The organism is Skermanella stibiiresistens SB22 (assembly GCF_000576635.1).
Taxonomy (GTDB): Bacteria; Pseudomonadota; Alphaproteobacteria; order Azospirillales; family Azospirillaceae; genus Skermanella; species Skermanella stibiiresistens.
Genome location: NZ_AVFL01000008.1, coordinates 241561 through 263204, shown reverse-complemented (window position 1 = coordinate 263204; position 21644 = coordinate 241561). Strand labels below are relative to the sequence as shown.

Here is a 21644-nt window from a genome sequence, read left to right as displayed (position 1 = left end):
TCGGAAACTACTGGAAGGCTGCCTCGGCGAAGCTGCGAAGCTTGCGTGAGTGCAGCTTTTCCAGCCCGTTTTTCCGCAGCAGCTCCATCGCCAGCACACCGATCTTGAGGTGCTGATCGACCTGACTGCGGTAGAAGTTGTTCGCCATGCCGGGCAGCTTCAACTCGCCGTGCAGCGGCTTGTCCGAGACGCACAGCAACGTCCCATAGGGCACCCGGAAGCGGAACCCATTGGCGGCGATGGTGGCGCTCTCCATGTCCAGCGCCACGGCCCGACTCTGGCTGAAGCGCTGGACCATCTCCGCGTGGTCGCGCAGTTCCCAGTTCCGGTTGTCGATCGTGGCGACCGTTCCCGTCCGCATCACCCGCTTCAATTCGTATCCGCTCAGGCCCGTGACATGCCCGACGGCGCCTTCCAGGGCCACCTGGACCTCCGCCAGCGGCGGCACCGGGACCCAGACCGGCAGGTCGGCGTCCAGAACGTGGTCCTCGCGGACATAGCCATGGGCCAGGACATAGTCGCCCAGCCGTTGCGTGTTGCGGAGGCCCGCGCAGTGGCCAAGCATGATCCAGGCGTGCGGGCGGAGTGCCGCGATGTGGTCGGTGATCGTCTTGGCGTTGCTGGGGCCGACGCCGATGTTGACCATCGTGATCCCGGAGCCATCGGCGCGCTTCAGGTGGTAGGCCGGCATCTGGGGCAGGCGTCCGACGCGGGTGCCTTGGGGATCGGCCGGACCCAGGTTCTGGTTCGGGATGATGAAGTCGCCCGGTTCCACGAAGGCGGTGTACTGCGCGCGATAGTCCCTCTCGTCCGGATCGTCGGTCGGCGACATCACTTCCATGCCGAGCCGGATGAACTCATCGATGTAGAACTGGTAGTTCGTGAACAGGATGAAGTTCTGGAAGTGCTCCGGCGCCGTCGCGGTGTAGTGCTTCAGCCGGTGCAGCGAATAGTCGACGCGCGGCCCCGTGAACAGCGCCAGCGGCGCCGGCTCGTCGGCGGCCAGCCGATGGGTGCCGTTGACGATGCTGTCGTCCAGCTCCGACAGGTCGGGCAGGTCGAAGCTGTCGCGCATCCGGCCAAGCCGTTCCGGCGTCAGGTCGCCCTCGACATGCAGGCCTTCCGGAAAGGCGAAATGGATCGGTATCGGCTGCCGGCTGACGCCGACCTCCAGCACGACGCCATGGTTGCGCCTCAACTGCTCGAACTGCTCCAGGTAATAATGATGGAACAGGTCCGGCCGGGTCAGCGTCGTGGCGTAGGTTCCCGGTCCGGCGACGAAGCCATAGGCCAGCCGGGTGTCCACCCGCGTGCTGGTCTCGGTGTGGACGCGGAGGAACGGGTAGCAGGCGTGGACCCGCTGCTGCATCTCCTCACCGGCCGTGAAGCGGGTGAAGCAGTCGCGGAGAAAGGCGGTGTTGGCGTCGTAGATCTCGCGCACCCGCGCCACCGCCGCGGCGGGATCGGTGAAATGCTCCGCCGCGAAGGGAAGGCCGATGTGGTTGTACGGGTTCTGCATGGTCGCCTCAAGCCTCCAGGCCCATCAGCGAACGGGCGAACGACCCAGCCTCGAAGGGCCGCATGTCATCCACGCCCTCGCCGACGCCGATATAATGGACCGGCTGGCCGTATTTCTCGGCCAGCGACACCAGCACGCCGCCCCGGGCCGAACCGTCCAGCTTGGTGACGATCAAGCCGTTGACGTTGACCATCTCGCCGAACACCTCGACCTGGGCATGGGCATTCTGCCCCGTCGTGGCGTCCAGCACCAGCAGGACCGAATGGGGCGTCTCCGGATCCATCTTCTTGAGGACTCGGACGATCTTCTGAAGCTCGGCCATCAGGTTGGCCTTGTTCTGCAGCCGTCCCGCCGTGTCGATCAGCAAGACATCGGTCTTCTCGCGCCGGGCGCGCTCCAGCGCGTCGAAGGCCAAGCCGGCCGCGTCGGCGCCGGTCTCCTTGGCGATCACGGGGCAGCCAGACCGCTCGCCCCAGACCTGGAGCTGCTGGACCGCCGCCGCGCGGAAAGTGTCGCCGGCGGCGATCATGACCGACTTGCCCTCCTGCCGGAACTGCTTGGCCATCTTGCCGATCGTCGTGGTCTTGCCGGCGCCGTTGACGCCGACCACCAGGATGACATGCGGCTTGGCCGTGCGGTCGATCACCAGGGGTTGGGCGACCGGCTCCAGGATAGCCGCGATGCTGGTCGCCAGCGTGCGGCGGACCTCGTCGGGCGAGACCTCCTTGCCGAAGCGGGTGCGCGCCAGTTCGGCCGTCACCTTCCCCGCCGTCACGGGGCCGAGGTCGGCCGTGATCAGCAGCTCCTCCAACTCCTCCAGCGCCTCGTCGTCCAGCTTGCGCTTGGTGAAGATGCCGCTGATGCCGTCGGTCAGCTTGGTGGTGGACTTGGTCAGCCCCTCGCGGAGACGCGACAGCCAGCCCTTGCGGACGGGCTGTTCCGGCTCGGGCGCGGGAGCAAGGGCCACGATTGGCTCCGGCTCCGGCTCCGGCTCCGGTTCGGGCTCCGGCTCGGGTTCTGGTTCCGGCTCTGGCTCGACTTCCGCGATCCGCGGTTCGGCGACCTCTGGTTCTTCAGGCTTGGTCTCGGTTGGCTCCTGCTTATTGCGGCGCCAGAACTTCAGCATGTGACGCTCCGATCGATCCGGCCCACCAGCATCTCTCCGTCGACGCCGATGATGGCGGCGCGCACGATGGAGCCGGGCTCGACCGGCTGGTCCAGGCGCACTTCGGCGAATTGCTCGGTTCGGCCGAGGGTTTCCTTTTCCGCCAGCACGGCGGCATGGGTTCCGACCCGCCCGGCCAGGAAGCGGCCTACAGCCTCGGCGCCGGACCGTCTCAGGCGCGACGCGCGTTCCTTCCGCAGGGTGCCGTCGATCTGGGGCATCCTGGCGGCCGGGGTGCCGGGGCGGGGTGAATAGGGAAATATGTGCAGCCAGGTCAGGCCGCATTCGTCGACCGCGCGCAAGGTGTTCTCGAACATCTCGTCGGTCTCGGTCGGAAAGCCGGCGATCAGGTCGGCGCCGAACACCATGTCGGGCCGCAACTCGCGGGCGCGCCGGCAGAACTCGATGGCGTCGCCCCGCAGGTGACGGCGCTTCATCCGCTTCAGCACCATGTCGTCGCCAGCCTGCAGGCTGACATGCAGGTGCGGCATCAGGCGCGGTTCCTCCGCGATCAGCCGCCACAGATCATCGTCGATCTCGACAGGGTCGAGCGAGGACAGTCGCAACCGCTGGAGGTCGGGGACCTGCGCCAGCAGGCGGCGGATCATCTGTCCCAGGGTCGGACGGCCTGGCAGGTCGGGACCGTAGGAGGTGATGTCGACGCCGGTCAGCACGATCTCGTTATAGCCGGACTGGACCAGCAGGCGGACCTGCCGCACCACTTCGCCGATCGGCACGGAGCGCGAGTTGCCCCGGCCATAGGGAATGATGCAGAAGGTGCAGCGGTGGTCGCAGCCGTTCTGGACCTGCACGAAGGCGCGCGCCCTGCCTTCCAGCCCGCCGATCAGGTGGCCGGCCGTCTCCTTGACCGACATGATGTCGTTGACCAGCACGCGCTCGGTCGGGGCGTCGAGACCGAAGCTTTCGGGCTTCAGCTTCTCCTCGTTGCCGAGAACCTGATCGACCTCGGGCATGGCCGCGTATTTGGCGGGGTCGATCTGGGCGGCGCAGCCGGTCACGATGATACGGGCGTCGGGCCGCTCGCGCCGCATCTTGCGGATCGCCTGCCGGGCCTGCCGCTCCGCTTCGGACGTGACGGCGCAGGTGTTGAAGATCACCGTGTCGGCCAAACCGGCCGCCAGGGCGTTCTCGCGCATCACTTCCGACTCGTAGGTGTTGAGCCGGCAGCCGAAGGTGACGATATCGGCGCTCATGCCGGCACCGCCTGAAGTCGTGGTTCGGACGGCATGTCGCCAGCCAGTTCGGCTGACAATTCGCCGGTGAAGCTGAGGGCGATCGGGCCCGTCATCAGGACATGGCCGTCCTCGCGCCACTCGATCGTCAGCCCGCCGCCGTCCAGCACGACCTCCGCGCGCCGCTCGACCAAACCACGGCGGAAGGCGGCGACCTGCACGGCGCACGCGCCGGAGCCGCAAGCTTGGGTGATGCCGGCCGCGCGTTCCCACACGCGCATGCGGATGCGGGTGGGGGTGAGCACCTGGGCGAATTCGATGTTGGCGCGTTCGGGAAAGGCCGGATGGTGCTCCAACCGGGGGCCGACCCGTTCGAGCGGTACCGCCGCCACGTCATCGACGAAGAAGACCGCGTGCGGGTTGCCCATGCTGACGGCGGTCGGACCGGCATAGGGACCTTCGACCACGTCGTCCAGCCGGAGGGTGTCCGCCGGACCGGCCAAGGGAATGTCGCGCCAGTCGAGACGCGGCGGTCCCATGTCGACCGTCACCAAGCCATCGGCCTCAAGACTGGCGGGCAGCAGGCCGGCGATGGTCTCGACGACGGTGGTGGTTCGCCCCGACTCGGTCATCAGCAAATGCGCCACGCAACGGGTCGCGTTGCCGCAGGCGCCGGATTCGCTACCATCGGGATTGCGGATGCGCATGAAGGCGGTGGCGCCGGATGTCCGGGGTGGCTCGATCACGATGAACTGGTCGCAGCCGACGCCCAATCGCCGGTCCGCGATGGCGCGGGCCTGAGCTTCGTTCAAGGACAAGTTACCGCTACGGGCATCGATGACGACGAAGTCGTTGCCGAGCCCGTGCATCTTCAGAAACGGGATGGTCATGATGCGCGGTTATATGGCGATTACCCGTCCCAAGTCCATGGCCGCAGACACCGGAGACCTCCAGCACCCTGGACAAGCCCCTCGGGCAGGGCCCTCGGTTCCCGAACTTGGAAAGGGGCGTCGCCGCGTCCTCAGCTGGTGCGGACCCGGTGTATGAAGGTGTCGACCGCCTGGTTCAGCGTCTCGGACTGTCTGGACAGCTGCGACGCCTCGGTCAGCACTTGGTTTGCGGCGCGGCTGGCCTCGTGCGCCGCTTCCGACACGCCCGCGATGTTGGAGGAGACCTCCTGCGTTCCGCAGGCGGCCTGCTCAACGTTGCGCGCGATCTCGTTGGTCGCGGCGCGCTGCTGCTCGACGGCGGTCGCGATGGCGGTGGACGCGTCGCTGACGGCGGAGATGGTGGCCGTGATGTCCTGGATCGCCGCGACCGCCTGTCCCGTCGCTCCTTGGACGGAGGAGATCTGGCTGGCGATCTCCTCGGTCGCCTTGGCGGTCTGGTTGGCGAGGTTCTTGACCTCCGACGCGACGATCGCGAAGCCCTTGCCGGCCTCGCCCGCCCGGGCCGCCTCGATCGTCGCGTTCAGGGCCAGCAGGTTGGTCTGGCTGGCGATGTCGTTGATCAGGCTGACGACCTCGCCGATCTTGTGGGCCGCATCCGACAGGCCCGCGACGATCGAGTTGGTGCGTTCGGCCTTGGTGACAGCCTCGCGGGTGGTATCGGTCGCCTGGGTGACCTGCCGGCCGATCTCGGCGATCGACGACGACAGTTCCTCCGCCGCCGACGCGACGGTCTGGACGTTGCTCGACGCCTCCTCGGCGGCGGCGGCGGCCGCCGCCGACTGCCGGGTCGATTGCTCGGCGCAGGCCGACATGGTGCTGGCGGTCGCCGTCATCTCCGTCGCGGCGGACGCCACGTGTTCCACCACGGCTTCCACATGGGACTGGAAGTCGTCCGCCATGGCGTTGATCTGCTTCTTGCGGTCGGCTTCGGCATTGGCCTTGGCGGCCTCGCGCTCCTCGCGCAGGCGTTCGACCGCGATGCCGTTCTCCTTGAAGACCTCCACCGCCTTGGCCATCTGGCCGACCTCGTTGGTCTGATCCGAGTAGGGTACGGTGACCGCGAAATCCTGTTTGGCGAGACGCCCCATGACATCGCGCAGGCGTCCGATCTGGCCGCTCACGCTTCGGGAGATACCCAAGGCGATGCCGAGACCCACGACGACAAGGGCCGCCAGCGCCGTCAGGATCAGGACCCAGGCCTGTCCGATCGAGGTCTCCGCCGAGGCAGCGGCGTCGGCGGCGCGTTTCCTCACCGCCTCGATCAGGACGTCCATCCGCTCGGTGATCAGCTTGACCTGGGCGGCGCCGATCGTCTTGGTGATATCGGCCGCCTCCGCGCGCTTGCCCTCCTTCATGAACGCGATCACGCGGGCTCGGATCGGCTGCCAATCGCGGATCGCGGTGATGGTGGCTTCGACCTCCGCCGGATTGCCGAGATAGCGCTCCTTGACGATGGCCATCGACGCCAGGACCCGTTTTTCCTGCGCGTCGACCGCCAGGGTTGCCGCGTCGATGCCCGCATTGTCGGTCGCCAGGGCGACATCCTTCATCGACCGGTGCATGCCGATGATCCCGGCATTGGCCTCCAGGGCCGATGTCGACACGGTGAAGGATCGCTCATAGAGCCGTGTGGCGAGGTCGCCGACCGTGTCCACCTGATGCAGCGCCAGCAAGCCCAGCATGGACGCCAGCCCCAATACCGCCGAGAAACCGATGAGGAGGCGGGCCAACAGGCTGCTGTTGCGGAACGTCATGAATGTTTCCCCCGGCCATCGGCCCTATGAATTCGAATGAGTTCCGGGGACTGTGAGCCGTCGCGGAACCTCGCGCCATGATTTATCTCAAAGGCGCGGTAACGCCAATCGGATATCGGGTCAGCGGCGGGCGATGTCGCGCATGATCAAATCATTGTAGAAACCGACCAGCTCATAGCAGACGGTGACGACGTTCGGCCCTTCGTGGTCCGGGCCGTTCCGATAGAAGGCGTTGGCGTCGCCGGCCCCGCAGGCTTCGAAGTGGATGGCCAAGTCGCGCGGAAGCTTGAAACCGCCGCCGATATCGTGGGCGATGGCCTCTATCAGCCCCGACTCGCGCAGCAGCGAGGCGACATGGTCGTATCCCGGCGGTGGTGGGCCGAAGGTGACCGTGACTCGGCTTGGCTGGGAGGCCCTTTGTTCGACGGGAACCATGTGGGGAGCGAGCAGGCGGGTCCAGCTGGCGCGGGCTTGGACATATTCGTTGGGACAGGTGGCGCGCCGCTCGGCGGGCAGGCTGACGCTTTCCGCCAGGGCCGCGAAGCCGGTGGGGTCGCTGCCGTACATCAGGCAGACGACGGAGTAGAAGCGCTGCATGTCGAGCGAGTGCTCGCCCCACCAGGACGGTTCGGTGTTTCCCGCCTCGTGTTGCCGAAGATTTCCCAGGAACCAGCCGTCCGCCGCAGCGACGATCAACTCGTCCATCACCGGATCGGCCTCGTCCGGGATCATCATGACGCTGGCGAGGTTGTCGGCCGCGTCCTCCTCCCGGCCCAGCACGGGAAGGCCCAGCAGGTCGATCAGCGCGTGTCCCAACTCGTGGTAGAGGATGAACACGGTGTTGCCGAGGACGAAGAGGTCGGCCTCCTGCCGCTCCTCGCCCGTCACCCGCCGCGCGTTCGTCAGGACCTCCCCAGCGTCCGCCGCGCTTGAGGCGAAGGGCGGGACGAGGCAGAGGAGGATGGCCATCCGCGCCATCAGGTGGCGCACGCATACCCGAACAATCTCCGGACCACTCACCGCCACCACGCCGTTTACTCCGCGCGAAAGTATTATCGGTGAGTATTACAAGGAGGTCAGGTTGAACTCAAGCACTCTCAGCGCATCGCCAGGATCACCAGCATCAGCGTGCCGAGCGCTATGCGGTACCAGCCGAACGGCGTGAATCCGAAGCGGCTGACGAACGCCACCAGGCTCTTGACCACGACCAAGGCCGCCAGGAACGCCGCGACGAACCCGATCGCGATGACCAGCGAGCCGTCGGAGGTCAAGGTGTCGAAGTTCTTGTAGGTGTCGTAGACGACGGCCCCGGCCATGGTCGGGATCGCCAGGAAGAAGGAGAACTCGGCGGCCGTCTTGCGCTCGACCCCCATCAGCAGCGCGCCCAGGATGGTGGCTCCGGAGCGGGAGACGCCGGGAATCATGGCCAGCGTCTGGACGAAGCCGATGCCAAGCGCCAGCCGGGGAGAAAACTGCTCGACCTTGAAATGGCGCGGCGTCGGCAGGTTCCGCTCGATCAGCAGGATGGCGATACCGCCGACGATCAGCGCCACGCAGACCACGTAGGGCGAGAACAGCACGCTCTTGATGAAGCCATGGGCCATGACGCCGATCACGGCGGCGGGCAGGAAGGCCAGCAGGATGGCGATGACGAACCGCCGCGACTCGCGACTGGTCGGGAGCGTCACGGCGATGTGCCAGAGACGCTGGAAATAGACGACGCAGATCGCGAGGATCGCGCCCAACTGGATCACGACCTCGAACAGGCGCCCGGGAGGTCCTTGGAAACCCAGCAGGTCGCCAATCAGGATCAGGTGCCCGGTGGAGGATACCGGCAGGAATTCGGTCAAGCCTTCGACCACGCCCAAGATCAGGGCGCTCAGCAACGTGGTGTCATCCATGATTTCAGCAGATCCGTGTCAGGGCGCCGGACGCGCGCCGCGCGCCGCCCGTGGGTAGGGATGGACGGTCAAGCGCGGCGGAATACCAGCTTCTTGGACGCGGTGAAATTGAAAAATAGCCCCGAGAGGGACCCCGCGGCCACGGCCAGCGCCGGATATGTGGCGAACGGATCGCCGGACGCCACCAGGGCGGCGTAGACCGCGTAGTTGACGGCGCCGCCGACGGCGTTGACCGTCACGAAGCGCGCCCATTGGTGATGGATCTTGCCGACCTTGGCGTCGCTGAAGGTGAAGGCGCGGTTCAGCGCCCATGTCGTCGTCGCGGCGGCCAGATAGGAGACCAGCCGCGACCAGTAGAGACCCAGCCCGCCGATTTCCAGGCACAGGTGGAGGACCGCGATGTCCACCAGCAAGCCGACCACCCCGACCAGTCCGAAGCGGACGATCTCGGCCTGGAACAGCCGCTGGATCATCGCTTGTCCTTCGAGTCGCGCGCCGGGTCGCGGATGCCGGGAGCCGGAATGCGGAGATACTGCATCCGCTTGATCTCGCGCCGGCCGCGGGTGACCGTTTCCAGGATCAGGCCGCAGGTCAGGCTCAGGAAGCCCAGCAGCATCAGGCCGGTCGACAACACCGCCGTCGGAAGGCGCGGGACCAAGCCGGTCTGCATGTAGGTCGCCACCACCGGCCACGCGAGCACGATCGCGACGAAGGCCAGGAAACCGGCCAGGATGCTGAAGAATTGGAGCGGCCGCTCCTCCTTGACCAGTACCAGGATCAGCTTGAGGATCCTGAAGCCGTCATAATAGGTCCGAAGCTTGCTGGCCGAGCCCGGCGGGCGGTCCTTGTAGGGGGTGCTGACATCCGACATCGGCATGCGCAGTTCCAGCGCGTGCACCGTCAGCTCCGTCTCGATCTCGAAGCCGCCGCTCAAGGCGGGGAAGCTCTTGACGAAGCGGCGCGAGAACACCCGGTAGCCGGACAGCATGTCGGCGACCCGGTTGCCGAAGATCTTGGCTACGATCCCGGTCAGCATCATGTTGCCGAAGCGGTGGCCAGGTCGGTAGGCGGCGGCGATATCCGTCACGCGCGCGCCATTGACCATGTCGAGATGCTGGCCGACCAGCTTCGACACCAGGGCCGGGGCGCTGGCGGCGTGATAGGTGTCGTCGCCGTCGACCATGACGTAGACGTCGGCCTCGACATCCGCGAACATCCGGCGGACGACGTTTCCCTTGCCCTGGAGAGGCTCCGTCCTGACGATGGCGCCGGCCTCGCGCGCCAGTTCGACTGTTCGGTCCTTGGAATTGTTGTCGTAGACATAGATGGCGGCCGTCGGCAAAGCCGCCTGGAAATCGCGGATCACCGAGGTGATCGACGCTTCCTCGTTGTAGCAGGGGATCAGGACGGCGATTTCCAGCCCGCTCAACTCTGGCGCGTCGCTGTCACCCGCGTTGGAGCCGGTGACGCTGTTGGACGTCGCGACGGGAGCGGCGGCTCGCTTGTCGACCGTGCCGATGGCTGGGCTGGCGTCGGAGTATTGGTCTATCAAAAGTCACCTGATCACGAAGTAATTCACCGGGGCTCCGCCGGGGGGCGTCGGACGGCGCAGAAGCTGTGCGGCTCTCCCAGGTTGTTGTGGATCACCTGGCAGCTGTCCCAATCCAGCCTCAATCCATAGAACGCGGCCGCGTCCGCCGCAATACCGGTATCTGGAACCGTCGCGATCATAAAGTAATCTCCGCGGTGATCCATCACCCTACGCCGAAGCACTTCCGAATAACCGTTGTCGGTCGAATCCGGCTGGACGAAATTGCTCTGCAACCTGACGAAGGGGATCACGGGCGGGAACGCTGGAATCAGGTGGCCGACGGGCTGGTAGCCACCGATCAGAACCATCGTGTGGTCGGGGTCGGGGATCTCGGGCATGTTGAATTCGACCACCTTCGTCGTCCAATCCGAGCGCCCCCAGGTTCCCCAGACCGTCGTCGCCTGCAACATCGCCAGCACGGCGCACGCGACGCTCAGCCAGACAGCGCGGCTGACCGGCAGCAGCCCAAGCGCCAGCACGACGCAGAGGGGGGCCAGCATCTCGATCGGCACGGCATAGCGGTAGATGCAGAACATCCAGGCCCAGGCCGCGTAGGACAGCGCCGCGACCGTCAATAGCCAGCGGGTCGTTCCGGGGGCGGCGAAGGGATGCGGGCGATCCCTGCGGGACAGCGCTCCCGCAACGGCCGCGACCGGCAACGCCATGTAGAGCGCCAGGATCCGGTAGTCGCGGAAGAAGATCTCGCCGGAGATCAGCGGATCGGCGCTGAAGCGGAACGGCAGGGCCAGCCGCTCCCAAGCCGTCTTGGGATGGTAGTGGAGATCCTTGTAGTCGCTGATGGCGCCGAGCGGCGATTTGAAGATGTTGTTGTAGTAGGGGTGCAGGGGATTGCCGTGGGTTTCCCACAGGAACCACATCCAGTGGCCGGACAGCGCCGCGACCGCCGCGACGATCCCGATGCCGCACACCAGCGTCAGGGCGACGCGTCGTGACCAGGGGGCGGGAGCCGCCAGGAAGCCGAAGCAGACCGCGATGCAGTAGATGACCGATGGCTGCTTGAAGCCCATGGCGGCACCGACCATCAGCCCCGCCGAGAAGGCCCAGCCGAGCGCCGCCCGCGGCGGGCCGTCGAACAAACTTTCCCACTTGATGGCGATCAGCGCCAGGGCGCCGAGGAAGCCCAGGCTGACTGTATTGTCATGGAAGGTCGTGCCGATCTGAGACACGTTCCCGCCGCCGAGCACGCCGATCAAGGCGATGGCGGCCGCCGTCCACACCCGCGTCACTGGACGGTCGATCCGTAGGATGACATAGGCCAAGGCGAATAGCGGGACGAAGTTCAGTCCCTGGACGAAGGCCAGCACGCCGTAGGCGGCCGGCGCCGGCAGCGCGTTACCAAGCAGGAAGAACGGGATGTCCAGCGTCGGATTGTAGAAACTCGGCGTCTGGGCCGGCACCACGTCGAGGAAGAAGCGCCCGTTGAGATAGCTGTAGGCGTTGTACCAGTGGTAGTTCCGCAGGTCCCAGTTGGCGTCCTGACCCATGAACAGATTCAGGAGCACGAAACCGAGGGGCACCGCCAGAGCCAGCACCCAGGCGGATAGCCGCGCGGTCCGGCCTGGGGCGCGGGCGGCGTTCCGGATCGGGATCGAGAGCGTCAAGGGACCGGCACCGAAAGTAGTGCCCCAGGGGGCGATGGCTGCTTGTTACGCGCGGACCAGGACTTTATCAAGGCTGGCGGCCCCCGGCGCACCCGATGGCGGAAGGGGCTCAGGCGTCATTTCCGCTCGATGGCGCGCCAGCCGATGTCGCGGCGGCAAAAGCCGTCGGGCCATTGGATCCTGTCCACCGCCTCGTAGGCCAGCGTCCTCGCCTCGCGCACGGTTGGCGCTATGGCCGTGACACCCAGCACGCGGCCGCCGTCGGCCAGGATCCCGCCATCATCCGCCAGGATTGTGCCGGCGTGGAAGACCGAGACGTCGGGCAGCGCCGCCGCCTCGTCCAGGCCATGGATCTCGGTCCGGCGCAGGTAGTCGCCGGGATAACCCTTGGCCGCCATGACGACGCACAGCGCCGAGTCCTCGTACCAGCGCAGCTGGAAGTTTTTCAGGACGCCGTCACGCGACGCCAGCAGCGCCGGAAGCACGTCCGACATCATCCGCTTCATCAGCACCTGGGTTTCCGGATCGCCGAACCGGGTGTTGTACTCCAGCAGCTTGGGCGACGGTCCCTCGGGGGTGTCCACGATCATCAAACCGGCGTAGAGCACGCCCTTGAACGGACGCCCTTCAGCCGCCATGCCGCGCACCGTCGGGTCGATGATCTCGCGCATGACGCGGGCCTCGAGCGCCGGCGTCATCACCGGGGCCGGCGAGTAGGCGCCCATGCCGCCGGTGTTGGGCCCCGTGTCGCCGTCGAACGCCGTCTTGTGGTCCTGCGCCGACACCAGGGGCAGGGCGGTCGTGCCATCGACCAGCGCGAAGAAGCTGGCCTCCTCGCCGGCCAAGAACTCCTCGATCACCAATTCGGTGCCGGCGTCGCCGAATCGCGCCTCGACCATCGCCTCGTCGATCGCGGCCAGAGCCTCGTCCACCGTCCGGGCGATGGTGACACCCTTGCCGGCGGCCAGACCATCGGCCTTGACGACGATCGGCGCGCCGCGCTCGTGGACGAAGCCGCGCGCCGACTCGGCGTCGGTGAACCGGCCATAGGCGGCGGTCGGGATGCCGTATTTGGCGCACAGGTCCTTCATGAAGCCCTTGGAGCCCTCGAGCGTCGCGGCGGCCGCCGTCGGGCCGAACGCCTTGACGCCGGCCGCCTCCAGGCGGTCGACCAAGCCCAGGCACAGCGGCTGCTCCGGCCCGACCACGACGAAGTCGATCGCGTTGTCCGTGGCGAATCGCGTGATGCCGTCCAGATCGTCCGCCTTGATCGCGACGCACTCGGCATCGCGGGCGATCCCGGCGTTGCCCGGCGCGCAATAGAGCTTGTCGCAGAGGGGAGACGCCGCGATCGCCCAACAGAGCGCGTGCTCGCGTCCACCCGAGCCGACCACCAGTACCTTCATGAGCCTATTGTCCCTTACGACGTCCTTTTAGCACCTTGTCACCAAGGCGAAGGCCATACGACCTTGTTGCCAAGGCGAAGGCTTGTATCATGCCGACGCCATGACACAAGACCAACCCCTAATGGACCGCGACCCGGCTCCCGGCCGCCCCGGCTCCAACCTTGCCGAACTCACCGTGACAGAATTGTCGCGGGCGCTGAAACGCACGGTCGAAGACCAGTTCGGCTATGTGCGCGTCCGGGGCGAGGTGTCGCAACCCAAGCGTCATGGCTCCGGCCACGTCTATCTCAGGCTGAAGGACGAGACGGCGGTCATCGAATCGGTCTGCTGGCGCGGCTCAGTCTCCCGGCTCTCGGTCCAGCCGGAGGAGGGGATGGAGGTCATTTGCACCGGCAAGCTGACCACATATCCCGGCCGTTCCCAATACCAGCTCGTGATCGAGACGATGGAACTGGCGGGCGAGGGCGCCCTGCTCAAGCTGCTGGAGGAGCGGAAGCGCCGCTTGGCCGCCGAAGGCCTGTTCGAGGCGTCGCGCAAGCGGCCGCTGCCATTCCTGCCCGAGGTGATCGGCGTCATCACATCGCCAACCGGCGCCGTGATCCGCGACATCCTGCACCGGCTGGCCGACCGCTTTCCCCGCCATGTGCTGCTCTGGCCGGTGGCGGTCCAGGGCGAGACGGCGGCCGCCCAGGTCGCCGCCGCGATCAAGGGCTTCAACGGCATCGCGCCGGGCGGGCGGGTGCCCCGGCCCGACCTGATCATCGTGGCGCGCGGCGGCGGCTCGCTGGAGGACCTGATGGCCTTCAACGAGGAGATCGTCGTGCGCGCGGCGGCGGCCAGCGAGATCCCGCTGATCTCCGCCGTTGGCCACGAGACCGACACCACCCTGATCGACTTCGCGTCCGACCGGCGGGCGCCGACTCCGACCGCCGCGGCGGAGATGGCGGTTCCCGTCCGGGCCGAGCTGATAGCGCTGGTGATGGACTGCCAGCGCCGGCAGCACGCCGCGACCGGGCGCATGATCCTGGAGCGGCGCAACTGGGTCGACGGCTTTGCTCGCGGATTGGGCGATCCCCAGGCCTTGCTGGAGGACAGCGTCCGGCGCCTGGACGACCGCGTCGAGCGCATGGGCATCGCGGTCGCCGGCGTCCTGGAGCGGCGGCGGACCCGCGTCGCGGAACAGGGCGCCAAGCTTCGCCACCCGCGCGAGGTGATGACGCTGGCCGATGGTCGTTTGCGCTCGGAGGCGCGCGCCTTGGGGGCGGCGCTGCGCCAAGTCGTCGCGGCGGAGCAGGGCCGCCTCGGCCGCCTGACGCCGCGGCTGACGCTGCTGCCGATCCGGATCAAGGTCGGCGACGGCGAGCGCCGGCTTGGCGAGTTGGGCGAGCGGATGGACGCCGGTTTCTCCCGCTTGCTGGGGGAGCGCGAGACCCGTCTGAAGTCGGGTGCGGCCTTGCTGGAGAGCTTTTCCTACCGGGGCATCCTGGAGCGGGGCTTCGCCCTGGTCACCGACGACGCCGAGCGGCGAATCACCTCCGCCGCCGACGCCAAGCCGGGGCTGCCGGTCACGCTGGAGTTCCAAGACGGCAAGGTTGACGCCGTGGTCGGCGGTGGCGGCTTGGTCCGGAAGGCCGAAACGGCGCCCCGCCAGCCGAAAAAAGCCGACGCCACGGCGAAACAGGACCCGGCCAAACAGGGCCTGCTGTTCTGACGGAGGACGTCAGACCGGCCAGCGGCTGTGCAGCCACAGCCACTGCTCCGGCCGGGCGCGTACCCAGCTCTCCACGATACGGTTGATCTCGACCATCAGCGCCCGGATGTCGGCTTCCCGGTCGCCGGTCCTGGGCACGTCGATCGGCGGGAAGACGGTCAGCCGGAAGTTGGCGCCCTTCAGCCGCTCGGTCATCACTGGAATGATGGCGCAGTCGAAGCGCAGGGCCAGTTGCGCGATGGCCGGCGCGGTCATGGCATCGCGGCCGAAAAACGGGATGGGGATGCCGTCGTTCATCTTCTGGTCGATCATCATGCAGACGCTGCCGCCGTTCCGCAGCGTGGCGATGATCTCACGGGCGCCCTCCCGGCCCTTCGGAACGAAGTGACTGCCAGTGACCGCCCGGACGCGGTCGATCAGCTTGCCGGCGGTGGGATTGTTAGGACGCCGATAAACGGCGGTCATCTCCAGGCCGTTGCGGCTCGCCCCCATCACGTTCAGTTCCCAGTTGGCGATGTGTGCCGAGAAGAAAAGCGTGGCCTTCCTGGTTTCGACCAAATCCTTGACAAGGTCCCGGCCGATCAGCTCTGTCCGCTCCCAGACCTTTTCAAGGTGGGGATACTCGGCCATGACCCGGCCGAGATTGTCCCAGCTGCCCACCAGGATCTCCCGGTGCCGTTCCGGTGATTCTTCGGGCAAGGCCCTTTCGATGTTTCGCAGCGTGCTCCGCGACGACCGCAGGCGTGGGCCGACCGTGCGGCCGATCCAGCCGCCGAGCGCGGAGGCGGCATCGAGCGGCAGGGCCGAGAACACGCCATAGGTCAGGTACAGGAGCGCCGCTTCGAGCGGATAGCCCAGATAGCGCCGGCGCAGCCTCGCGTTTTTCGTTCTAGTGGCCATGGACCATCGGGACATCAAGGGTAAGCAGGCGGTCGAGCGCCTTGGGATCATCCCAGGCGACCGTGACGGGTATGGTTTGGACCATCTCCCGCGCGTCCCGGGGCAGGCGGACCGCGTCCTTCGCGGTCGTGACCAGGGCGGCGTCGAGGCTGGCGGCGTGTTCGACCAGCCGCATGACCTCGTCGGGCGCGTAGGGGTGATGATCGGCGAAGGCGATCCGCCCGACCAGCTGGGCGCCGATCTCCTCGACCGTCGCGAAGAACTTGGCGGGCCTGCCGATGCCGGCGAAGGCGACGACGCGGCGGCCTCGTAGCGTCCCCGCCACGGCGGGATCCGGTACCAGCCGGGCGTGGAGGACCGGCACCTTCGCGCCGACGGCCTCCGCGACGCCCGACACATCACGGCCGAGCACGACCACGGCGTCGGCCCGCGCCAGCCCGTCGGCCACGGGTTCGCGCAAGGGACCGGCCGGGATGACGTGGCCATTGCCGAAACCGGCGCCCCCATCGACCACCAGGATCGACAGGTCCTTGGCCAGCCGCGGGTTCTGGAAACCATCGTCCATGACGATGACCTCGGCTCCCGCCGCCGCGGCCGCCTTGGCGCCGGCGACCCGGTCGCGCGCCACCCAGGTGGGGCGGGCGCGGGCCAGCAGCAGGGCCTCGTCCCCCACCGCGGCGGCGTCGTGGCGGTCGCCCTCGACCAGGATCGGTCCGGTTTCCCGCCCGCCATAGCCGCGCGTGAGGAAGTGGACGGAACGGTCGGTCAGGGCCGACGCGATGGCGAGCGCCACCGGTGTCTTGCCGGCGCCCCCCGCCACGAGGTTGCCGACGCAGATCACCGGAACGCCGGGATGCTCCGGGGTGATCGACGCCTGGCGAACCTTGCCGATCGCGGCGAATAGACCGCCGGCCGGCCGTAGCAGGCGCGCCGCCAATCCCGGTGGGGCGTACCAATAGGCCGGTGTCCTCACGGGCATGGTTGGATACCCGCCGCCGTCAACGCCGGAGCCAGGGCCTCCACGACGGCGTCGACCACGCGGCGGTTGCGTTCCGCCACGGCGCTGGCGGCCTCGGCCAGGCGTGTCCGCGCGGGCTCGTCCGACAGCAACCCGCCAACCTCCCGGACCAGTTCCGCGCCGTCCCGAACCGTGATGGCGGCCCCGGCGGCCTCCAATTGCGCCGACACTTCCGAGAAGTTCGTCATGTGCGGCCCGTGGATCACCGCGCAGCCGAGTTGGGCGGGTTCCACCGGGTTGTGCCCGCCGATCGGTACCAGCGAACCGCCGACACAGACCACCTCTGCCAGCCGGAAGAACAGCCCAAGCTCGCCAACCGTGTCGGCCAGATAGACCTCGTGACCGGGGCCGGGCAGGGTGCCGGTCGAGCGCCGCGCCACGGGCAGCCCCCGCCTCGCCAGCATGTCGGACACCTCGCCGCCGCGCTGGGGGTGGCGCGGTACGATGACGGTGAGCAGTCCCGGCAACCGGTCGCGCAACGCCGCGTGGACATCGGCGGCGATGTCCTCCTCGCCGGGATGGCTGCTCGCCATCAGCCACAGGGGGCGGTCGCCGAACGCGCCGCGGAGGACCGCCAGTTCGGCGGGGTCCGCGGGCAGCGGTTCGGCGGAGAATTTGAGATTGCCGACACAGCGCACGTCACGGGCACCCAGCCGGCGCAGCCGGTCGACCTCGACCTCGGTCTGGGCCAGGCAGAGGCTGAAGGTGGACAGCAGTGGACGGATGAAGCCCGGCACGCGCAGCCAGTTGCGGAACGACCCGGCCGACATGCGCGCGTTGACCAGCGCCGCCGGTATGCCCCGGCGTCCGATCTCGGACAGCATGTTCGGCCAGATCTCCGATTCGATCCACAGCGCCAGATCGGGACGCCAGTGATCCAGAAAGGCTCGCACGTACCGCATCCTGTCGACCGGGACATACTGATGGATCGCCCGCTCGGGTAGCCGGCGCGCCATCAACTCGGCGGACGTGACGGTGCCGGTCGTGATCAGCACGGTCAGGTTGGGATGCGTGTCAAGCAGGCGGTTGATCAGCACCAGCACCGACATGGACTCGCCGACACTCGCCGCGTGGAACCACGCCAGCCGGCCGGCGGGCCGCTCGACCGAGGCGATGCCGAGCCGCTCCGCCCCGCGAACCGGGTCTTCTTTTCCGGCTGAGCGGCGGCGGGCGAGATACAGCCGTATCGCGGGCCCGCCGATTTCCGTCAGCCCGCGATAGATCGTCTGCAACATCAGAGAACGGTGACCAGTCCGGCGTTAAAAAGCGCGGCACCTTACCACGATCGTCGGAGAGCACTAAGGCTTTTCGATTTATGACCGAATCAATCGGTCGGAACCCCGCAGTGGCCTGAGATTGTTGAGGAATTGTTCGGCGGACGCACGCCACGACCATTTCATCGCATGGTCGCGGCACGGTTCCGCCGGGATCGCGAGGGCCGCCTCGATGGCGTGGGCGAGGTCGTCGTCGAGACATCCGACGGCCGGGTCATCGATCACGTCCAGCGGTCCCGGCACGGGAAACGCCGCGACCGGAACCCCGGACGCCAGCGCTTCGAGCAGGACGAGACCGAAGGTGTCGGTCCTGGAGGGAAACACGAAAACGTCGGCCGCCGCGTAGAACTTCGCCAGTTCCTCGCCGTGGCGGGCCCCGACGAATTTGGCGGCCGGGTACCGGTTCCGGTACTCCTCCAACTGGGGGCCGTCGCCGACGACGTATTTGGTTCCCGGCAGATCCAGCTTGAGGAAGGCCTCCAGGTTCTTCTCCACCGAGACCCGGCCGACATAGAGGGAGATCGGTCGGGGATCGGACAGGAAAGCCTTGTCCCTGGGGTGGAAAAGATCGGTGTCGACCCCGCGCGACCAGCGCCGGATGTTGGTGAAGCCCCGTGCCTTGAGCGCGTCCTCGATCGTCTGGGTGGCGACCATGACCGCCGCGGCCGGGGCGTGGAAGCGCCGCACCAGGGCGTAGCTGAGCGCCAGCGGCACCGGCATGCGGTCGCGGACGTATTCCGGGAACCGCGTGTGGTAGGCGGTCGTGAACGGGATGCCGTTCCTCAGGCAATATCGCCGCGCGGCGAAGCCCAAGGGACCTTCGGTGGCGATGTGGATGGCACCCGGATCGTGGGCGCGGATCAGCCGCTCCAGCTTCCGCCCGGCGCCGAGCGCCAGCCGGATCTCCGGATAGCTCGGCATCGGGATGGTGCGGAAACGGTCAGGGCCGATCACCTCGACCGAGTGACCAAGTTTCTGAAGCTCGTCACGGACGGTCATCAGGGTGCGGACGACGCCGTTCACCTGGGGGTGCCAGGCGTCGGAGACGATCAGTATCCTCACGCCGCCGCCCTGACTGGCTGCTTGACTGGCAGCAAGCGACGTGAAGCCGCCCAGTTTATGATTTCGAGCCGTCCGTTCTCGTGCTCGACCAGAGCCGTGCAGGATTCGACCCAATCGCCGTCGTTGCAATAGAGCACCCCCTCCATGGGACGCATTTCGGCGCTGTGGATGTGACCGCAGATGATGCCGTCGACACCCCGGCGCCGCGCCTCGTCGGCGAGGGCGGTCTCGTACGCGCCGATGTATTCGACGGCGTTCTTGACGCGCTGCTTCAGATAAGCCGAGACGGACCAGTATGTGAAGCCCAGTTTTCGGCGGACATGGTTGAACCATGTGTTGATGGCCAGGAGGGCGGTGTAGGCGCTGTCGCCCAGATGGGCGAGCCACTTGGCGTATTTGACGACCGCGTCGAACTGGTCACCGTGGATCACAAGGAAGCGGCGACCATCGGCGGTCGTGTGGACGATGTCCTCGACCACCGCCACGCCACCGAATTGCAGCCCGATATAGTCGCGGAAGGCCTCGTCGTGGTTTCCCGGAACATAGAAGACCTTGGCGCCCTTGCGCGCCCGGCGCAGGATCTTCTGGACGACGTCGTTATGGGACTGCGGCCAGTACCAGCCCCGCTTCAGGCGCCAGCCATCGACGATGTCGCCGACCAGATAAAGGTATTCCGACTCGTTGGATCGCAGGAAATCGAGAAGCAGGTCGGCTTGGCATCCCCTCGTTCCCAAATGAACGTCCGAGATCCAGATGCTGCGGTAATGCCGCGTTCCAATGTCGGGCTGCATACGCCGGCTCCCCTAGGGCTTGCGAAGACGGCGCCGGTATACATCTAAATACAGGAGCGGAACAATGCTTCAACCGACCCTATAATCCCTCGCAATGTAAACTTATTGGAACTGAAACGAGGGTGTATTTTACTTGTAACATAAGCTACACACATTTTGGTTCAGCGCGTCCCGCCAGAAATCCATCAGAGCTTCACCAAACCGACTGGTGAGTGTCAATGAGCAGAACTTCTCCCGGCAGGAGAAACCGGGCGCTCCATAAGTCCATATAAATGCGCGACCTACGTCGCCACAGCTACTGCCCACAATTTTTGGCATCGTTATCCACGATGCGGAAAAACTCCTTGCGCGCGGAATTCCGACAATCAGCGGCTGTTGTTGCTCCGTTTACCCATGAACGAAGAACAACGAGTTCGGAGGACTCCATGGAGCGCACCGGGACGACCGCGATCGATCGGCCGGATGTGATCAAGAAGATCACGATGAGGCTGGTGCCATTCCTAGGCCTGATCTACCTGATCGCCTACATCGACCGCCAGAACGTCAGCTACGCCAAGCTCCAGATGGTCAGCGACCTGGGCTTGAGCGAAGCCGCTTATGGTCTTGGCGCGTCGCTGTTCTTCATCGGTTACTTCATCTTCGAAGTGCCGAGCAACGTCTTCATGGAAAAGGTCGGGGCGCGGCGCTGGTTCGCCCGCATCATGATCACCTGGGGCCTGACCACCGTGGCGCTGGGCTTCACCCAGAACACGGTGATGTTCTACATACTGCGCTTCATGCTGGGTGCCGCCGAGGCCGGATTCTTCCCCGGCGTGCTCTATGTCCTGACGCTATGGTTCCCGTTCGAGTATCGGGGGCGCATGGTCGGGTCGTTCATGATCTTCAGCGCCGTCGCCAACGCCATTGGCGCCCCGATCGGTGGCGCGCTGCTGGACCTGGATGGTGTGCTGGGCTTGCGTGGCTGGCAATGGGTCTTCATCGTCACCGGAATTCCGGCGGTGGTCATGACGTTCGTCACGCTGTCATACCTGGACGACAAACCGGCCGACGCGCGCTTCCTCGACGCCGAGGAGAAGGAGTGGCTGAGGGTCACCTTGGCGAACGAGGACCGGGCGATGAACAAGACCAGTCACATCAACCCGTTCGCGACGTTGCTCGATCCGCGCGTCATCCTGATGTCGGCCTACTACGTCGCGTTTCCGTTGGCGGCCTACGGGTTGAGCTACTGGCTGCCGACCATCGTCAAGGGTTTCGGGGTTTCGAACACCGTCAACGGCTTCATCAACATCATCCCCTGGGTGGTCGTCGCCTTCGCGCTCCACTACGTCCCCCGGATGGCGGCGAAGACCGGCAAGCAGACGCCCTTCATCGTCGGCCCGGCGCTGTTCGGCGCCGCCTGCCTGGTGCTCAGCGTCTACGTCACCGACCACACGCTCCAGTTCGTCTTCCTGTGCGGGGCGGCGGCCGGTATCTTCGCCGGACAACCGGTGCTGTGGAGCCTGCCGTCGACCTTCCTCACCGGCGCCTCGGCGGCGGCGGGCTTGGCCGCGATCAACTCGGTCGGCAACCTGGGTGGCTTCATCGCGCAGAACGCCGTTCCCTGGATCAAGGACCAGACCGGCAGCACCATCGCTCCCATGCTGTTCCTCGCGGCCTGCCTGACGGTCGGAGGGCTGATGACCTTCGTGGTCCAGGCGGCGATCCGGCGGGGCCGGGAAGCCGACCTGAAGCTTCGGCCGGCATCCCCCCTGGGCGCCGACCTCCGCGGACCGGCCCCGCGCTGAACC

Annotated in this window: 18 protein-coding genes; 2 read left to right on the top strand and 16 right to left on the bottom strand. The window is 66.8% G+C overall.

The window, feature by feature from the left end; all coding sequences use genetic code 11:
- Positions 1 to 7: 7 nt before the first annotated feature.
- The 11 genes from N825_RS13535 to purD form a co-directional block, all read right to left on the bottom strand.
- The gene (locus tag N825_RS13535) at positions 8 to 1519 is read right to left on the bottom strand and encodes an AMP nucleosidase (protein ID WP_051512303.1); all 1512 of its coding nucleotides are present in this window, start codon (positions 1517 to 1519) and stop codon (positions 8 to 10) included.
- A 7-nt stretch (positions 1520 to 1526) separates the two neighbouring features.
- On the bottom strand, positions 1527 to 2645 hold the full coding sequence (gene ftsY / locus N825_RS13530) for a signal recognition particle-docking protein FtsY (protein ID WP_157619147.1): 1119 nt from the start codon (positions 2643 to 2645) through the stop codon (positions 1527 to 1529).
- The gene (mtaB, locus tag N825_RS13525) at positions 2639 to 3898 is read right to left on the bottom strand and encodes a tRNA (N(6)-L-threonylcarbamoyladenosine(37)-C(2))-methylthiotransferase MtaB (protein ID WP_037452346.1); all 1260 of its coding nucleotides are present in this window, start codon (positions 3896 to 3898) and stop codon (positions 2639 to 2641) included. Before mtaB ends, ftsY begins: the two co-directional genes overlap by 7 nt.
- Positions 3895 to 4767 carry a diaminopimelate epimerase gene (gene dapF / locus N825_RS13520; protein WP_037452343.1) on the bottom strand — a complete coding sequence of 291 codons (873 nt, stop codon included), beginning with the start codon at positions 4765 to 4767 and terminating at the stop codon, positions 3895 to 3897. Before dapF ends, mtaB begins: the two co-directional genes overlap by 4 nt.
- A 131-nt stretch (positions 4768 to 4898) precedes the next feature.
- Complete coding sequence (locus N825_RS13515; protein ID WP_037452341.1) at positions 4899 to 6581, bottom strand: methyl-accepting chemotaxis protein; 1683 nt, start codon at positions 6579 to 6581, stop codon at positions 4899 to 4901.
- A 120-nt stretch (positions 6582 to 6701) separates the two neighbouring features.
- A complete protein-coding gene (locus tag N825_RS13510; protein WP_198038315.1) occupies positions 6702 to 7550 on the bottom strand; it encodes a DUF4344 domain-containing metallopeptidase in 849 nt (282 codons plus the stop codon).
- Positions 7551 to 7678: 128 nt separating this feature from the next.
- On the bottom strand, positions 7679 to 8482 hold the full coding sequence (locus N825_RS13505) for an undecaprenyl-diphosphate phosphatase (RefSeq protein WP_037452335.1): 804 nt from the start codon (positions 8480 to 8482) through the stop codon (positions 7679 to 7681).
- Positions 8483 to 8550: 68 nt separating this feature from the next.
- Positions 8551 to 8955, bottom strand: a complete 405-nt coding sequence (locus tag N825_RS13500; protein WP_037452332.1) for a GtrA family protein — start codon at positions 8953 to 8955, stop codon at positions 8551 to 8553.
- A complete protein-coding gene (locus tag N825_RS13495) occupies positions 8952 to 10034 on the bottom strand; it encodes a glycosyltransferase family 2 protein (protein ID WP_425423732.1) in 1083 nt (360 codons plus the stop codon). Before N825_RS13495 ends, N825_RS13500 begins: the two co-directional genes overlap by 4 nt.
- 23 nt (positions 10035 to 10057) lie before the next feature.
- Positions 10058 to 11695, bottom strand: coding sequence for a hypothetical protein (locus N825_RS13490; protein WP_063833772.1), 1638 nt, complete (start codon positions 11693 to 11695; stop codon positions 10058 to 10060).
- 116 nt (positions 11696 to 11811) lie between these two features.
- A complete protein-coding gene (gene purD / locus N825_RS13485) occupies positions 11812 to 13101 on the bottom strand; it encodes a phosphoribosylamine--glycine ligase (RefSeq protein ID WP_037452329.1) in 1290 nt (429 codons plus the stop codon).
- A 100-nt stretch (positions 13102 to 13201) separates the two neighbouring features.
- Here purD and xseA point away from each other — a divergent pair, with 100 nt between their 5' ends.
- Complete coding sequence (gene xseA, locus N825_RS13480) at positions 13202 to 14812, top strand: exodeoxyribonuclease VII large subunit (protein ID WP_037452326.1); 1611 nt, start codon at positions 13202 to 13204, stop codon at positions 14810 to 14812.
- Positions 14813 to 14821: 9 nt separating this feature from the next.
- Here the strand turns inward: xseA and N825_RS13475 are convergent, their stop codons facing one another.
- The 5 genes from N825_RS13475 to N825_RS40340 all read right to left on the bottom strand — a co-directional run bounded on the left by N825_RS13475 (position 14822) and on the right by N825_RS40340 (position 19857).
- Positions 14822 to 15712 carry an LpxL/LpxP family acyltransferase gene (locus N825_RS13475; protein WP_037452323.1) on the bottom strand — a complete coding sequence of 297 codons (891 nt, stop codon included), beginning with the start codon at positions 15710 to 15712 and terminating at the stop codon, positions 14822 to 14824.
- Positions 15702 to 16685, bottom strand: a complete 984-nt coding sequence (gene lpxK / locus N825_RS13470) for a tetraacyldisaccharide 4'-kinase (RefSeq protein WP_037452533.1) — start codon at positions 16683 to 16685, stop codon at positions 15702 to 15704. Before lpxK ends, N825_RS13475 begins: the two co-directional genes overlap by 11 nt.
- Entirely contained in the window at positions 16682 to 17965 is a 1284-nt protein-coding gene (locus tag N825_RS13465; RefSeq protein WP_037452320.1) for a 3-deoxy-D-manno-octulosonic acid transferase, read from the bottom strand. The genes lpxK and N825_RS13465 overlap by 4 nt, the downstream gene beginning before the upstream one ends.
- A 78-nt stretch (positions 17966 to 18043) precedes the next feature.
- Positions 18044 to 19066: a glycosyltransferase family 4 protein gene (locus N825_RS13460; protein WP_037452319.1), complete on the bottom strand. Its 1023-nt coding sequence runs from the start codon at positions 19064 to 19066 to the stop codon at positions 18044 to 18046.
- Positions 19063 to 19857, bottom strand: coding sequence for a UDP-2,3-diacylglucosamine diphosphatase (locus tag N825_RS40340; RefSeq protein WP_037452317.1), 795 nt, complete (start codon positions 19855 to 19857; stop codon positions 19063 to 19065). The genes N825_RS13460 and N825_RS40340 overlap by 4 nt, the downstream gene beginning before the upstream one ends.
- Before the next feature lie 425 nt (positions 19858 to 20282).
- Between N825_RS40340 and N825_RS13450 the strand changes: the two genes are divergently transcribed.
- Entirely contained in the window at positions 20283 to 21641 is a 1359-nt protein-coding gene (locus N825_RS13450) for an MFS transporter (protein WP_051512298.1), read from the top strand.
- Positions 21642 to 21644 lie beyond the last annotated feature (3 nt).